The following is a 13,673-nucleotide window of genomic DNA, read 5'->3' on the forward strand; positions in this document are numbered from 1 at the left end:
CTCATCTATTTTTATTCTACAATATCCTATTCTACAAGGCGAAGATGAACTCCTTTTATCTAAAGGCGGCGGAAATAAGTAACAGCCTTTCCGCCGCCGTGCTCCGGGATCAGCCGCCGCTGCCGGCTTTTCCGCTCCGCCCGGGATTTCTTCTTCGTATCCGGCCCTACCTCCACCGCCATGGGAGGTAAAAGGCCGGCGCTTAAAGAGGGCTTACCGCAATTCGTTTAAAAAAAGTGGTGATCGGGAGGCGATCACCACTTGAGCTTTTTACTGCATTCCGATTTCCTCTTCGCTCTTCCCGGCATCGGGGATGAAGAGCGGCTGGCCGTATTTGTCTACTCCGAAATCACCGATGATTCGCTGGGTTTCGGGGCTGATCATGAATTCCACAAACGCCTTGGCACCAGCGGCATTGACCTTGGGGAACTTTTCCGGGTTGACCTGCATCACGTGATAGATGTTGAGGAGCATCGGGTCCCCTTCCATCAGACTCGCCAGCTTGAGGTTGTCCTTCTGAGCGAGATAGGTTCCTCTGTCGGTGAGGGTGTAGGCGTTCTTCTCGGAGGCCAGGCGCAGGGTGTCCGCCATTCCGCTGCCGGCTTCCAGATACCAGTCGCCGGCGGGGGTCACACCTAATTTATCCCAGATGGCCTTTTCCTTCTTATGAGTGCCGGAGTCATCCCCCCGGGACACGAAGGTGAACCGGCCGTTCATGATCTTCTTAAAGGCCTCAGTTGCGTCCTTCTCTCCCTTGATCTGCGCCGGGTCGTCTGGCGGCCCCACGATGATGAAGTCGTTGTGCATCACCAGTTGGTAGTTGATCACGTCCCCGTTCTCGACCAGAGGCCGTTCCGATGCCGGAGCGTGGGTGAGGAGGACGTCCGCTTCGCCTTTTTTGCCCATTTCCAGGGCCTCTCCTGTGCCCCTGTCGATGGGCTTGACCCTGTACCCGGTTTTCTCCTCGAAGATGGGGATGAGTTCGTCCAGCAAGCCGGTGTCGACGGTGCTGGTGGTTGTGGCCAGGATGACATCCTTCTTTGCAGCGGCCTGTTCCTGCTGTTCACCGCAGCCGGCGGCAAAGGCCAGGATGGAGCAGAGGAACAGAAAAAGGATGCCGGTGGACAATCTTCTGTTCGGCTTCATTATCCAAAACTCCTTTCTTCTCCGGTGTGTTTTCCTCAATCAACTTTTTTGATTCTTCCTTTTGCGGGCGATGTCGTGCTTTAGTCTGTCTTTTTACCATACCCCCTTTTCTTTCTCTCCCGGAGGGGGAAGGAGCAGATAAAAAAAGCCAGGTACGGAAAGTACTCTGGCCCTGTCTTCGCTCTCCTTTCCGTGCCGGGAGGCGCGCTCGTTTCCGAAGCGCACCCAGTGGTCCTGCTGCCATAGCCCAAGAGGCCTTAGGAGGGAGGACTCGGAGAATGTCGTTTTTTCTTTATATTCGCCGTTGGATAAGGAAACCCTTTTTTTTGTCCAGGATGCGGTATCTGCTGAGAGGCGACCTGTCATCCTCGCTTCGCCTGTCCCGTTAGCCGGCCTTCCATAGGTCGCTGGTCGCTCGCCGGTCGACCGGCGGTTTTTTCATGCTCTGTTGGTGCCGCCGGAGGCGGCGTGAGGGTCTGCCCTGAAAATGCGTTTATCCTTGCGCTTGCCCCCGGACTTTCGGTTTAAATTGCCCTAAGACTTGTCGATAGATAAGCAGCCGACCGGCTCCTATGCGCCTTCCCTGCCGCAGAGTCGCCTATCTCGAGATCATATCTCGATTCGGCTGCTCGCTCTGCTCCTTCGTCATGGGCGGGTAACAACCTCCGTCAGGTCGCTGCGCCGGCAAGGATAAATCCTTTTTTCGTTCCTCTGTTAGGGCAGCCGCTGGCGGCATGGTAGTCTGCTGAGAATATTGCCATCTGTTCCGACCGGCAGGCAATCATGACGGCTGATACCGGCGGCCTTGCCGCCATTTTTCGTCAGATATTCTGGAGGTACATCGCCGGAAGGCCGGCCTCTCATATTTCCCATTCCCTTGCGAAAGAATAATGTAAGGGGTGATGCAGATGCCGGAAAAAAAGACAGTAAAAAAGAAAAAGGCAAAGAAGCCCGGGCCGCACGAACGGCTGAAGTGGGAAACCGCCCGGGAGCTCGGCCTCGACGATGACCTGGCCAAAGCCGGGGACGAACTTACCGTCAGAGAAGCGGGAAAGATCGGCGGCCAGATGGTGAGAAAGCTGATCAGGGCCGGCCAGAAGGCGCTGGCCGATGAACAACGAAAACAGACAGCAGCCGAAACGACCCCGGACAGCCCAGAAAAATAAATCAGACAGACCTGATGGCAGCCGCCTTCAGGTTATTTTTTATAAGCCCCATACCACTGCCCCCAGAGCTGTCCCGAAGCGAGCCGTCGTCCTGTCCGGCCTGGAATCAAGAGCGAAGCGGTAGACCGGCGGGTGAACTTGACGTATTTTCATGACAGGTATTCTAACGGTTAGCGGGTAGATGCCGGGAAGGGGGATGCGACTCTTGGTCTGTGATGGGACATAAAAAGGCCCTCCTTTTTACGGAGGGCCTTGTGGTTGGTTTCCGTATTAGTAATCCATGCCCATGCCGCCCGGCATCGAAGGAGGCGTGTTCTCCTTCTTCTGCGGAATTTCGGAGATGAGAGCCTCTGTCGTGAGAAGCATGGAAGCGATGGAGGCGGCGTTCTGGAGGGCGCTTCTGGTGACCTTCAAGGGATCGACAATGCCTTCCTTGACCATATCCACGTACTGCTCGGTCAGGGCATTAAAGCCGATGCCCGCTTTTTCGTTCTTGATCCGTTCGATGACGACCGAACCTTCGAGTCCGGCATTTTCGGCGATCTGGCGCAGCGGCTCCTCCAGGGCGCGGCGCACGATGCGGACGCCTACCAGCACATCCCCTTCGGCCTGAATCTCGTCCAGGGCCGGGATTACGTTCACCAGGCAGGTTCCTCCACCGGGAATGATGCCCTCTTCAACGGCCGCCCGGGTTGCGGAGAGGGCGTCTTCGATGCGGTGCTTTTTCTCCTTGAGCTCGGTTTCGGTAGCGGCGCCGACTTTAATGACAGCTACGCCGCCGGACAGCTTGGCGAGGCGCTCCTGCAGCTTCTCACGGTCGTAGTCGGATGTGGTTTCCTCGATCTGTGCCTTGATCTGGTTGACGCGCATCTTGATCTTGTCGCTTGCTCCGTAACCTTCAACAATGGTGGTCTTCTCCTTATTGATCTTGACCTTTTTCGCCCGCCCGAGCTTATCGATGTCCACATTCTCGAGCTTGAAGCCCATGTCCTCGGAGATGAATGTGCCGCCCGTGAGAATGGCGATATCCTCAAGCATTGCCTTGCGGCGGTCGCCGAACGCTGGGGCCTTAACCGCAGCGCAGTGGAGCACGCCCCGCAGTTTGTTGACGACGAGGGTGGCCAGGGCCTCGCCCTCCACATCCTCGGCGATGATCAGGAAGGGCTTGCCGGTGCGGACGACTCTCTCCAGGAGGGGCAGCAGGTCGCCGACCGCGGAGATCTTCTTCTCGTAGATCAGAATGTAGGGCTCTTCCAGCTCCACTTCCATGGTCTCGGAGTTGGTGACGAAGTAGGGGGAGATGTAGCCGCGGTCGAACTCCATACCTTCGACAACTTCGACCAGGGTCTCGATTCCCTTGGATTCCTCAACGGTGATGACTCCGTCTTTGCCCACCTTCTCCATGGCCTCAGCCACCAGCTCGCCGATCTCCTTGTCGTTGCCGGCGATGGCGGCGACGTGGGCGATGGACTCTCTGGTCTCCACCGGTGTGCTGTGCTTCTTCATCTCCTCCACGGCCTTTTCGACCGCCATGTCGATGCCGCGCTTGAGGAAGATGGGGTTGGCTCCGGCGGTGACGTTCTTCAGCCCTTCGTTGACGATGGCCTGGGCCAGAACCGTAGCCGTGGTGGTGCCGTCACCGGCGATCTCGTTGGTCTTAGAGGCTACTTCTTTGCAGAGCTGGGCTCCCATGTTCTCAAAGGGATCTTCCAGCTCGATCTCTTTGGCAACGGTTACCCCGTCCTTGGTGATGGTCGGAGATCCGAACTTCTTTTCTAATACCACGTTGCGGCCCTTCGGACCAAGGGTCGTTTTTACCGCATCGGCTACGATATTAACGCCTCTCTCGAGTTTTTTACGGGCGTCTACGTCAAAGACGATCTGTTTCGCAGGCATAAGCGATTGTCAACCTCCTTGTTGATGGGATTTGATGTCGAGGCCTAGTCTTTGATGGCCAGGATGTCGCTTTCACGCATGATCAGGTACTCGACATCACCGAGTTTGATTTCGGTTCCGCCGTACTTGGCGTAGATAACCTTGTCGCCGACCTTAACCTCAGGCTGCACGCGGGTGCCGTTTTCCAGGAGCCGGCCCGGTCCCACCGCGATTACTTCTCCTTCCTGAGGCTTTTCCTTCGCGGTGTCGGGAAGGTAGATGCCTCCTTCGGTTTTTTCCTCTTTGGAGAGAGGTTTCACCAGTACGTGGTCACCAAGTGGCTTCAGCATTTACAACCCTCCTCAGTGTGATGTGAATGTTATGCGGGGGTTATTAGCACTCATTGAATGTGAGTGCTAATAAATCTATGATAAATAATACAAATCCAGGTGTGGATTGTCAATACTTTTGTTTAAAGTATTCCCAACTTTTTTGGAAAATAAGTCTTGCTTTTTGAAAAAAACGGTCACTTCGATCGACCGCCTGCGGCAGCCGCGCTGCTGCGTGGGAAGCTGCCCCTTTCCTGCCTTTTTCACACGGCCGCAAGGCCAGTGATAACGGCGGGGGTTGTCCCGACAGCTCTTCATCGCATGAACCTGCCGGGCGCCGAATAATATTTAGTAACAAAAAGCGGGGAAGGGGTGGGCCTGTCGTGCCGATGGTTCTCTTGAGGAGAAGGCGTTTGCTGTGCTGGGGCGCGCTGGCAACTCTGCTGCTGGCGGGCGTCATCTGTTTCTCCGGCCTTTGCGGGGGGGTTGGAGGGGTCTTCAACGCCGCCGACCGGGAGGTGCCCATTTATGCGGTGGACATCAGGGAAAAGAAGCTGGCCATCTCTTTCGATGCCGCCTGGGGTGCCGATTATACCCCGACGCTGCTGAAGATCCTCGAGGAGAACGACATCAAGACCACCTTTTTTCTAACGGGCATCTGGGTCAAGAAGTACCCGGAAATGGTGAAGGCCATTGCCGCCGCCGGGCACGAGCTGGGGAACCACACCTCGACCCACCCTCACTGCAACGAGCTCTCGGAGGAAGAGTTCATCGAAGAGCTGAAGGACAACGAGGAGATGATCTTCAAGCTCACGGGGAAGCGCACCCGCCTTTTTCGACCCCCTTTTGGTGAATACAACAATACCAACATCAGGGCCGCCCGGAAGCTCGGTTATGAGGTGATCCAGTGGAGCGTCGATTCCCTCGACTGGCAGGAGCTCGGGGTGGAGGCGGTGGTCGACCGGGTCTTAAAAAACGCCCATCCGGGGGCGATCGTCCTCTTCCACAACAACGCCAAGTACACTCCCGAGGCGCTCCCTGTGATTTTGAAGAGCCTTAGAGACCAGGGGTATAAGATTGTGCCGGTTTCCGAGCTCTTGATCAAGGGGGATTACTACATCGAGAGGCACAGCGGGCTGCAGAAAAGGAAGCCCGGGAGCCGCTAGAACTCCCGGGGCTTGCAGATGATTTCCTTGATCTTGGTGTCGAAGATGTTGTTGGAGTGGGCCGGGACGATGACGACGGCGGTATCGGCGCCGGTCCCCGATCCGCCTACTGCGATGACCTCCTGGCCGTAAGGGATGAGGCCGGCGTCGAGGGCCATCCCCGCTACCTCCACGCAGACTTTGACCCCCTGTCCGAACATTCTCAGCGTCTGGGCGATGATTTCCGCGGGATAGACGCCGCCGAATTTGTTGCGCAGGGCTCTGTCGACGCCCGCCAGGAGGTGGGTCGTCGTCAGGATGCGCACCCCCTTGGCGGCGAGCTTTTCCCTTACGGCGGGTGGCATCTCATCCTCTCCGGGGCTCGTGAAGCCGACGTGATGGGTGACGCAGACCACCTCCAGCCCTTTATCCAGGAAGTGCTCCACCGTGGAGCCGCTGCAGGAGGCCACCACTACGTGGCGGATCCCCAGCTCCTGCGCCCTTTTGACGGCGGCCTCCGCCGTAGCGGCGGTATTCGCCGCCCCCTTATTCTTCCAGTACATCCTTGTTCACTCCTTTGACGATGGCTTCTTTAAGGAAATCCCGTTAGCCCGGGCAGAACGAGAAAGCGTTTCCAGAGTTTATCGGAAACGGCTGCGTCTCGCCGCGCCTTATACTGCGGTTCCCGGGTCAGATTTATTCTACCAGAAAAAGCCGTTGCGGGCAAAAGGCGCCCATCTCGACGTCCCGTCTCACTTCGGCCTCTCGCCAGGCTCCTTCGTCAAAGGCGAGTAACAACCTCCGTGAGGTCGCTCGTAAGGTCGCTGCGCCGACGAAGATAAACCCTTTTCGTTTCCCTGTTGGTGCCGCCGATGAGGGCGGCCGTTTCCTCTGCCGGAGGGGAGCCTGGTTTTGAGAAAAGCGCCGGCCTTGAGGCCGGCAGCGCTCACCTTCATGCGGCTTTGGGCTGTGAAGAGGAGATGCAGGGCCGGGGGAGAATAAAGGAGAATATATGAAAATATATGCCTTCTGCCTCTTGGGCCTTATTGATGGCAGGTACAGGAGAGGCGAAAGGGACGCAGAAGCCATTGCGGTGAAACAGCCTTCAGGAGCTCAAGCTTATGATCAGACGCAGGATCTTCAACCTGGCCTGGCCCGCGGTTTGCGAAATGCTCCTTTACATGCTGCTGGATTTCGTGGACGTGGCCTTTGTCGGGCGGCTCGGCGCCCGGCCACTGGCAGCGGTAGGGTTAGGCGCCCAGATTTTCTTCTCAGTAATCTTTATCTTTTCCGCCATGTCGGCTGGGGCCACCGCGCTGATCGCCAGGGCGATCGGCGCCGGGGATATGCGGCGCGCCGGGAGGGTGGCGGGGCATGCCCTTATCCTGGCCTTCCTGGCGGGAGGGGTAGTTACCTTTGTCATCTACCGTTTCGCCGGGGATGTGGCCGCACTTTTTCGATTTGAGCCGGCTGTGCAGCACCTCGCCGCCGTCTACATTAGGATCACCGGGCTGAGCGCAGCCTTTTCTCTGGTCTACTTCATCGGGAACGGGATCTTCCGGGGGGCGGGGATGACCAGGATCCCCCTCCTGGTTGCCGCCCTTGCCAATGTCGTGCACATCGGGATCGAGTACGTCCTGATCTTCGGCAAGCTGGGTTTTCCGGCCCTGGGGATGCGGGGTGCGGCTATAGCCACTGCCTGCACCCAGGTATTCTGCTGCTGCGTCGTCCTTTCTCTGCTGTTTTCAGGAGTGACCGGGCTGCGGGTTTCCTTAAAAGAGGTGTTGCGCAGCTGTGACTTTGCTCTCATCAAGAGCATTGTCAGGCTGAGTCTTCCCGCCGGGTGTGAGCAGGCGCTGATGGATCTGGGCTGGATCATCGGCAGTTTCATGTTGGCCGGCCTGGGGACCGTTCCCTTTGCCGCCCATCAGGTAGTCCTGACGGCCGAATCCCTCTCCTACATGCCCGGCTACGGCTTTGCGGTGGCCGCCACCACCCTGGTCGGACAAAACCTGGGCGCCCGTAACCCGGACGGCGCCTCTGCCAACGCAGTGACGGCTGCCCGTATGGCTCTGCTGGTAATGGGCGGATTTGCCTTTCTGTTCCTGGCCCTCCCCGGACCGGTGGTGGGCATTTTTACGAGCGATCCTCAGGTCGCTTCCCTCGGTGCCCTCTGCCTGCGTATCGCCGCTCTGGAACAGCCGTCGATCGCTTTGGAGATGGTTTTTGCGGGTGCCCTGCGCGGGGCCGGGGATACCAGGACCCCGGCGATGGTTACCGTGCTCAGCACCTGGCTTCTCAGAATACCTCTGCTCTATCTATCCGTCTATGTGCTGCGCTTCGGGCTTCCCGCCGTCTGGGTGATTACCGCTCTGGACTGGTCGGTGCGCGCCGCCTCCCTCACCCTGCTGTTTAGAATGGGGCATTGGAAACAGATCGAGTACGCCTGATCTCCCTGCAGAGGTTCTATTGGCTCGGCTGTTCTGATGCCCGGGAAGGAAGGAGCGCCCAGCTGTCTTATAAAGAAAAAACCCTCCTGAGAGGGTTTTTGGCTGTTCTCCTCATCTGCTGCCCGTCTGCTTACCCGTATTTGCCTCCTTCCAGGTGGGGCTGGTACTTGCTGAAGATCTTCCGGAAGTGGTGCCCGTAGATGGCAAAGGTCACCGCCTCCGGGAAGAAGCGCGGGTATTTTACCAGGGTGTTCAGCAGGAGCTTCCAGTAGTGGCGGCGCCCCTTTTCCAGGAACCCGAGGATCACCATTGCCCGGAAGAGGGCCTTGACGTAGCAGAAGCGCAGCATGGTGATGCTCTTCTTTCTGGCCGGCCGGAATTCCTTGAAGAACTCCATGATGCGCTCGTAGTAGCGCGCCGGGTCGTAGATGGTGGTGACGATTTTCTGATAGCCTTCGATCAGCTTCTTCAGATCCATCTTGGGTATAAAGTTGATCGCCAGGTCGGTGTTGTTTCCCGTGAAATCCGTCGGCAGCAGGCGGTTTTCTCTTTTCAGTCGTTTGAAGAGCTTCGTTCCCACCGGGGCGTGGAGAAGCCCCACCATGGCGGTGACGATTCCGCTCTGCTGGATAAAACTGATCTGCCTCTCGAAGATCGAGGGGGTGTCGCTGTCGAAGCCGACGATAAACCCGCCGCTCACCTGCATCCCGTATCGCTGTATCTTCTTGACCGAGGCAATGAGGTCGCGGTTGACGTTGTTGAACTTGTTGCACTCTTTTAGACTCTCCTCGCTCGGGGTTTCGATGCCGATAAAGACGGAGGTGAAGCCCGCCTTCTGCATCATGAGCATCAGCTCTTCGTCGTCGGCGAGGTTGATAGAAGCCTCGGTGATGAACCAGAAGGGATTTTTGCGCTTCTCCATCCAGGTGATCAGGGAGGGCAGGATCTCCTTCTTCAGCAGCACCTTGTTGCCGATGAAGTTGTCGTCAACGATGAAGACTCCGCCCCGCCAGCCGTGTTCGTAGAGGGCATCGAGCTCTTTGATGAACTGTGGAGCCGACTTCAGGCGCGGCTTGCGCCCGAAGAGGGTGGTGATGTCGCAGAACTCGCAGTCGTAGGGGCAGCCGCGGGAAAGCTGGACGCTCATCGTGGAGTAGTCCTTCATGTTGATCAGTTCCCACAGGGGAACCGGCGTCCGGTCGAGTGGAGGCAGCTCCTCCGTCGTGTAGATGCGCTTTGGGCAGCCCTTCTCCAGGTCTTCCAGAAAGGCCTGCAGGGTGATTTCCGCTTCGTTGAGGATGAGGTGATCCACTTCGGGGAACTTTTCCGGCTCCGACGTGAAGAGGGGGCCGCCGGCGATGACCTTCACGCCCAGCTGCCGGCAGCGGTTCAGAACCTCCCTCACCGAATTCTGCTGAATGGACATGGCGCTGATCAGGACGTAGTCCGCCCAGAGCAGATCCTCTTCCCGCAGTTTTCGGACGTTCATGTCCACCAGCCTCTTCTCCCAATCCTCCGGCAGCATGGCCGCCACCGTCAGGAGGCCCAGAGGTGGGTGGGCGGCCTTGATTCCGATGAACTTGAGGGCGTGCTTGAAGCTCCAGAAGCTCTCGGGGTACTGAGGGTAAACGAACAGTACTTTCATGTTCTCACTCCTTTGTACCATCTTAGCACACATTACCAGGACCGCAAAGGTGTCTGCTGAAAACATTTTCCCTTGCCGGTGGGATTATTATGCATTACCACCACCCCCACGAAGGCGCCGCAACGGCCGTTCTTCCGGAATTTTTTCACCACCCGTTTTTCCTCGCAGAGCCCGGTGCTGAATGGCCGGAACGCTTTCCCGGCCGATCAGGCGGGAGAACGGAGTGGGATGCCGCTTATCGCCGCTGCCTGCCCGTTTGACGGACGAGGTCTTTGTCCGTCAGAGCCCCAGGAAGCGGGCGGCATTTTCCCCCCAGATCCCCCTTTTCTCCTCCTCGGTGAGATCGGTAGCCGCCCATTCCTTGTAGTAGCGCGCCGGTGAGAGCAGGGGGAAGTCGCTTCCCAGTAGCACTTTCGGCAGCACCCCTGCTAGGCGGGCGGCGGCGTAGACCTGGGGACGGAAGAGGAAGGGGGATGCTGCGTTGTCGTAATAGACGTGCCGCAGGGACTCGTGCACCTCCGGCATCAGCTCATAGCAGAAAAGGCCGCCTCCCCAGTGGGCGAAGATGATTTTGTTATCGGGGTTGTTGATGGCGAAGAGGTAAGCCTGTTCGGGACCGATCTTCCCTTTGCCGGGGTAGTAGTGCCCCACCTGTTCGTTGGTGTGCATCAGGATCGGCAGATCGAGTTCCCGGCAGACGGCGGTGAACCGCTCTACCTGCTGCTGGTCGGAGATGTCGGTGTGGACGGCGGCGGGGATCACCTCCCCTACTCCCTTGAGCCCCGCTTCCCGGCAGCGCCGGAGCTCCTTCTCCATCCCCGGGTCCTGCGGGGGAACGATGGCAAAGCCGATGAAGCGGTCGGGGTAGCGCCTGACCGTTTCGATGACGTAGTCGTTGGCCTCCCGGGCCATCCCCAGATCGAGGCAGGAGAAGCCGAAGACTACCGATCTGTCGATCCCCGTTTTCTCCATGTTTTCCAGGACATCTTCGGCTGTGGCAAACCTGGCCTTAGGGTTGTCGTGCAGCAGCTTGAAGTGGGCGTCTCTGTCGAGGTTTTTCTTGATGTCCTTGATGAAATCGGGCGACAGGATGTGGACGTGGACGTCGATTTTCATCTTTGATCCCCCCATGGAATTTGCGGGCTCCTCACCCTGAAGGACACGAGAATAAGGTTTGAACGCCGCCTCAGGATAAGGGCAGCTGGTCGTCAGTTGCCGGCTGTTGGAATATAATTAATGGGGCGGTTGCGAGCGGCCTGCAGGGGACGGGGACCCTCTACGCCGCCTCTCTACTGCGGGGTGAGCGCCTTAATCTCAGTAATTCGGCTCCTCTGCTGCCGATTCCTTCTTGGAGCAGCACATTTTTGGAAAAGCGCGGGAGATCGGGTGTGCACTTCACATTTTGCTTGCAAATTGAGGATTGTGTCTGCTATGCTAACCGTAGCTCTTGTAGATTCTTTGCGGATTGATTTTTTTGAGGAAAGCTTCTTCTGTTAATAGTTTAATGAAGAAATTTTTTGGGAAAGGATTTTTTTTGAGCGGGCCGAAAAGAAAGGACGGTGAGAAAGATGCTGAAGGTCTACCGTACAGTGGAAGAGCAGCTGCTGGAAATCGACGAGGGCGATCATCTTTACGAAAAAGGCGCCTGGATCTGTCTCATCAACCCCACGGATGAGGAGCTCAACAGGGTGAGCACGCATACGGGGATCAACCGCGACCTCCTCAGGCATCCCCTGGACGATGAGGAAAGGCCGCGGATCGAGGTGGATACGGGACAGATCCTGATCATCATCAAGATACCCGTTACCAGGCAGCACGGGGAGGCCGAGTTCTACGACGCCATCCCGCTGGGGATCATCGTAACCAAGGACCACCTGGTGACGGTCTGCCTTGACGACAACCCCCTCTTTCAGGAGCTGATGCACGACAGCATGCTCTACACCTTCATGAAAACGCGTTTTTTGCTGATCGTTCTGATCAAGACGGCAGCGCTTTACCTGCGCTACCTGCGCCGGCTCGACAAGCGCAGCACGGAACTCCAACAGCGTCTTTCTCGCTCCATGAGGAATGAAGCGCTCTTGGAGATGCTGGAGATTCAGAAGAGCCTTGTTTACTTCACCACCTCCTTGAGGGCTAACGGGATCGTGATGGAGAAGCTCACCCGTACCCAGCTGATCAACGCGGAGGAAGCCCCGGCATCGATGCTGATTAAGATGTATCCCGAGGATCAGGACCTTCTGGAGGATGCCATTACGGAGAATAAGCAGGCCATTGAGATGAGCACCATCTACAGCTCGATTCTGACCGGGGCGATGGATGCTTATGCCTCCATCATCTCCAACAACCTGAACGCGGTGATGAAGTTCTTGACGTCGGTGACCATTGTGCTTTCCCTGCCGACCATTGTTGCGAGCATTTACGGGATGAACGTGGCTCTGCCCTTCCAGCACTCCCCTTTGGCCTTTGCGGGAATCATGGGGGTAACGCTGGGGTTGTGCGGAATGGCCGCCTATGCCCTGGCGCGCTGGCGGATGTTTTGACATAGTAGTGTGAGGTCTCGTCTGAATGCTCGCCATCTAGTGGAAAAGATAGCGCTCCCCGCCCCCGGCAGGTTATAATGAATTAAAGGCCGCTTTCGAGCGGGAGAAAGGGGGAGGGGGTCATGGCAGGTGGGGAGCAAAGGGCAGCGCCTTGACGCTCGGAAGTATCGCCGAGTACATTGTCCACAACGCACCGTGTGACGTTCTGCTGGTGAGAGAGCAGGGTGACAGAGAAGGGAGCAAAGAGGGATAAAATTACCTTAATTACGACAGCGTAACGCTGCGGCAGCAGATGCCGTAACCGGGACAGGGGCCTCTTGCTCCTGTCACTTCACGTCTGCAGGTGGGGGTTGCGATGGTTGTAGGACTCTGTACTATGGAGCTTTTCCTGGGGGAAGCGGATTCCCTGAAGGGCAAGAGGCGTATTTTAAAGAGCATGCTGGACAGGGTGAAGGCGCACCACAACGTTTCCATTGCCGAAGTGGGGCAGCAGGACCTCTGGCAGCGGTCGACGATCGCCTTTGCCTGTGTGAGCAATGAGAGGAACCACGCTTATCAAGTTTTGAACTCCGTGATTAGGTTTCTGGAGAGGCAGAAGCAGTCGCAGGTGATCGACTACAATATTGAGATCATCTGACCCTTTTATTGATGCAGACGGCATAATTCCCTCCTTCCTCTCATAGGTTTAATAAGGAACAAAATCCATTAAAAGGAAGGAGGGTTATCATGGCATGGGACTTTCGAAGGATTGAAGAGGAGATCAACGAGCAACGCCGCAGGAGCCTCTATTACCTGATCCTTATGGTGCTGGTTTTGGCGCTGATGGTCATGGGGGGGTGCACTCTCCGGGAAAGGTTGGGCGCCGGCGAACAGCTGGAGGAGCCGGTGCAGGAAGAGTTCGAGGATCCCCTGGCCGCGGATGTGACCGTTCCGCCGGAGCAGGAGATGGTAAAGGTGGTTCTCTACTTCCTGGACGCTGATGGCCGCTATCTGGTGGCGGAGGCCAGGGAGATACCTAAGGTGGAGGGCATTGCCAGGGCGGCGCTGGATGCCCTCTGCGAGGGGGAAACGGAAGGGGAGCTCTCTTCGGCACTGCCGCCGGGGGCGGAGGTGCTCGACCTCAACATCAAGCCTGACGGCTCCTGCGTCGTCGACCTGAATCTGGAGGCCACCAAAATCCCCGGGGACGACCCGCGGGCGGAGGCCCTGGCCGTTTACTCCGTCGTCAATACCCTGACCGAGTTTCCAACGGTCAAGAGCGTCCAGATCCTGGTCGAGGGGCAGAACCGCAAGACCTTTGCCAAGCACATTCCGGTGGACACCCCCCTCTTGAGGAACCTCTCTTTTGTCAAAAGCTGATCTGGTTGAAATTACCAC

At 57.4% G+C, this 13,673-nt stretch carries 12 protein-coding genes, 1 pseudogene and 1 riboswitch; of the genes and pseudogenes, 7 read left to right on the plus strand and 6 right to left on the minus strand.

The features are described 5' to 3' along the window. Positions 1 to 270: 270 nt before the first annotated feature. Positions 271 to 1,146: a substrate-binding domain-containing protein gene (locus tag TPH_RS02020; protein WP_015049563.1), complete on the minus strand. Its 876-nt coding sequence runs from the start codon at positions 1,144 to 1,146 to the stop codon at positions 271 to 273. A gap of 167 nt (positions 1,147 to 1,313) precedes the next feature. After that, positions 1,314 to 1,435: riboswitch (molybdenum cofactor riboswitch) on the minus strand. Between the two features lie 619 nt (positions 1,436 to 2,054). On the opposite strand from TPH_RS02020, the gene TPH_RS02030 reads away from it, so the two are divergent. Next, positions 2,055 to 2,312: an alpha/beta-type small acid-soluble spore protein gene (locus TPH_RS02030; RefSeq protein WP_015049564.1), complete on the plus strand. Its 258-nt coding sequence runs from the start codon at positions 2,055 to 2,057 to the stop codon at positions 2,310 to 2,312. Between the two features lie 270 nt (positions 2,313 to 2,582). Here TPH_RS02030 and groL read toward each other — a convergent pair whose 3' ends face one another. Both groL and groES read right to left on the minus strand, forming a co-directional pair. After that, positions 2,583 to 4,208, minus strand: coding sequence for a chaperonin GroEL (gene groL, locus TPH_RS02035; RefSeq protein WP_015049565.1), 1,626 nt, complete (start codon positions 4,206 to 4,208; stop codon positions 2,583 to 2,585). A gap of 44 nt (positions 4,209 to 4,252) precedes the next feature. After that, positions 4,253 to 4,537 (minus strand): co-chaperone GroES, encoded by a 285-nt coding sequence (gene groES / locus TPH_RS02040; RefSeq protein ID WP_015049566.1) that lies wholly within the window; start codon positions 4,535 to 4,537, stop codon positions 4,253 to 4,255. Positions 4,538 to 4,905: 368 nt separating this feature from the next. Here groES and TPH_RS02050 point away from each other — a divergent pair, with 368 nt between their 5' ends. Further along, positions 4,906 to 5,682, plus strand: coding sequence for a polysaccharide deacetylase family protein (locus TPH_RS02050; RefSeq protein WP_148275950.1), 777 nt, complete (start codon positions 4,906 to 4,908; stop codon positions 5,680 to 5,682). Here the strand turns inward: TPH_RS02050 and TPH_RS02055 are convergent. Beyond that, entirely contained in the window at positions 5,679 to 6,224 is a 546-nt protein-coding gene (locus TPH_RS02055) for a pyruvate kinase alpha/beta domain-containing protein (protein ID WP_015049568.1), read from the minus strand. The two genes, TPH_RS02050 and TPH_RS02055, sit on opposite strands and share 4 nt — an antisense overlap. 558 nt (positions 6,225 to 6,782) lie before the next feature. Between TPH_RS02055 and TPH_RS02060 the strand changes: the two genes are divergently transcribed. Further along, complete coding sequence (locus tag TPH_RS02060) at positions 6,783 to 8,111, plus strand: MATE family efflux transporter (protein WP_015049569.1); 1,329 nt, start codon at positions 6,783 to 6,785, stop codon at positions 8,109 to 8,111. Between the two features lie 130 nt (positions 8,112 to 8,241). On the opposite strand, the gene TPH_RS02065 is transcribed toward TPH_RS02060, so the two are convergent. Continuing rightward, positions 8,242 to 9,756: a B12-binding domain-containing radical SAM protein gene (locus TPH_RS02065; protein WP_015049570.1), complete on the minus strand. Its 1,515-nt coding sequence runs from the start codon at positions 9,754 to 9,756 to the stop codon at positions 8,242 to 8,244. Between the two features lie 279 nt (positions 9,757 to 10,035). Continuing rightward, complete coding sequence (locus TPH_RS02070; RefSeq protein WP_028991145.1) at positions 10,036 to 10,872, minus strand: amidohydrolase family protein; 837 nt, start codon at positions 10,870 to 10,872, stop codon at positions 10,036 to 10,038. 452 nt (positions 10,873 to 11,324) lie between these two features. Here TPH_RS02070 and TPH_RS02075 point away from each other — a divergent pair, with 452 nt between their 5' ends. The 4 genes and pseudogenes from TPH_RS02075 (at position 11,325) to TPH_RS02085 (ending at position 13,655) form a co-directional block, all read left to right on the plus strand. Further along, on the plus strand, positions 11,325 to 12,296 hold the full coding sequence (locus TPH_RS02075) for a magnesium transporter CorA family protein (protein ID WP_015049572.1): 972 nt from the start codon (positions 11,325 to 11,327) through the stop codon (positions 12,294 to 12,296). Between the two features lie 133 nt (positions 12,297 to 12,429). Next, positions 12,430 to 12,549, plus strand: a pseudogene (locus TPH_RS16405) (universal stress protein); the annotation flags it as partial. 102 nt (positions 12,550 to 12,651) lie between these two features. Beyond that, the gene (locus TPH_RS02080) at positions 12,652 to 12,933 is read left to right on the plus strand and encodes a DUF503 domain-containing protein (RefSeq protein ID WP_015049573.1); all 282 of its coding nucleotides are present in this window, start codon (positions 12,652 to 12,654) and stop codon (positions 12,931 to 12,933) included. 89 nt (positions 12,934 to 13,022) lie between these two features. Beyond that, complete coding sequence (locus TPH_RS02085; RefSeq protein ID WP_015049574.1) at positions 13,023 to 13,655, plus strand: GerMN domain-containing protein; 633 nt, start codon at positions 13,023 to 13,025, stop codon at positions 13,653 to 13,655. The last annotated feature ends 18 nt before the right edge of the window (positions 13,656 to 13,673 follow it).

Source organism: Thermacetogenium phaeum DSM 12270 (genome assembly GCF_000305935.1).
In the GTDB taxonomy this organism is placed as follows: Bacteria; Bacillota; DSM-12270; order Thermacetogeniales; family Thermacetogeniaceae; genus Thermacetogenium; species Thermacetogenium phaeum.

Coding starts and splice junctions, on each gene's coding strand:
- TPH_RS02060 (WP_015049569.1), top strand. CDS start 6,783: ATGATCAGACGCAGGATCTTCAACCTGGCCTGGCCCGCGGTTTGCGAA.
- TPH_RS02075 (WP_015049572.1), top strand. CDS start 11,325: ATGCTGAAGGTCTACCGTACAGTGGAAGAGCAGCTGCTGGAAATCGAC.
- groES (WP_015049566.1), bottom strand. CDS start 4,537: ATGCTGAAGCCACTTGGTGACCACGTACTGGTGAAACCTCTCTCCAAA.
- groL (WP_015049565.1), bottom strand. CDS start 4,208: ATGCCTGCGAAACAGATCGTCTTTGACGTAGACGCCCGTAAAAAACTC.
- TPH_RS02065 (WP_015049570.1), bottom strand. CDS start 9,756: ATGAAAGTACTGTTCGTTTACCCTCAGTACCCCGAGAGCTTCTGGAGC.
- TPH_RS02050 (WP_148275950.1), top strand. CDS start 4,906: ATGGTTCTCTTGAGGAGAAGGCGTTTGCTGTGCTGGGGCGCGCTGGCA.
- TPH_RS02055 (WP_015049568.1), bottom strand. CDS start 6,224: ATGTACTGGAAGAATAAGGGGGCGGCGAATACCGCCGCTACGGCGGAG.
- TPH_RS02085 (WP_015049574.1), top strand. CDS start 13,023: ATGGCATGGGACTTTCGAAGGATTGAAGAGGAGATCAACGAGCAACGC.
- TPH_RS02030 (WP_015049564.1), top strand. CDS start 2,055: ATGCCGGAAAAAAAGACAGTAAAAAAGAAAAAGGCAAAGAAGCCCGGG.
- TPH_RS02080 (WP_015049573.1), top strand. CDS start 12,652: ATGGTTGTAGGACTCTGTACTATGGAGCTTTTCCTGGGGGAAGCGGAT.
- TPH_RS02070 (WP_028991145.1), bottom strand. CDS start 10,872: ATGAAAATCGACGTCCACGTCCACATCCTGTCGCCCGATTTCATCAAG.
- TPH_RS02020 (WP_015049563.1), bottom strand. CDS start 1,146: ATGAAGCCGAACAGAAGATTGTCCACCGGCATCCTTTTTCTGTTCCTC.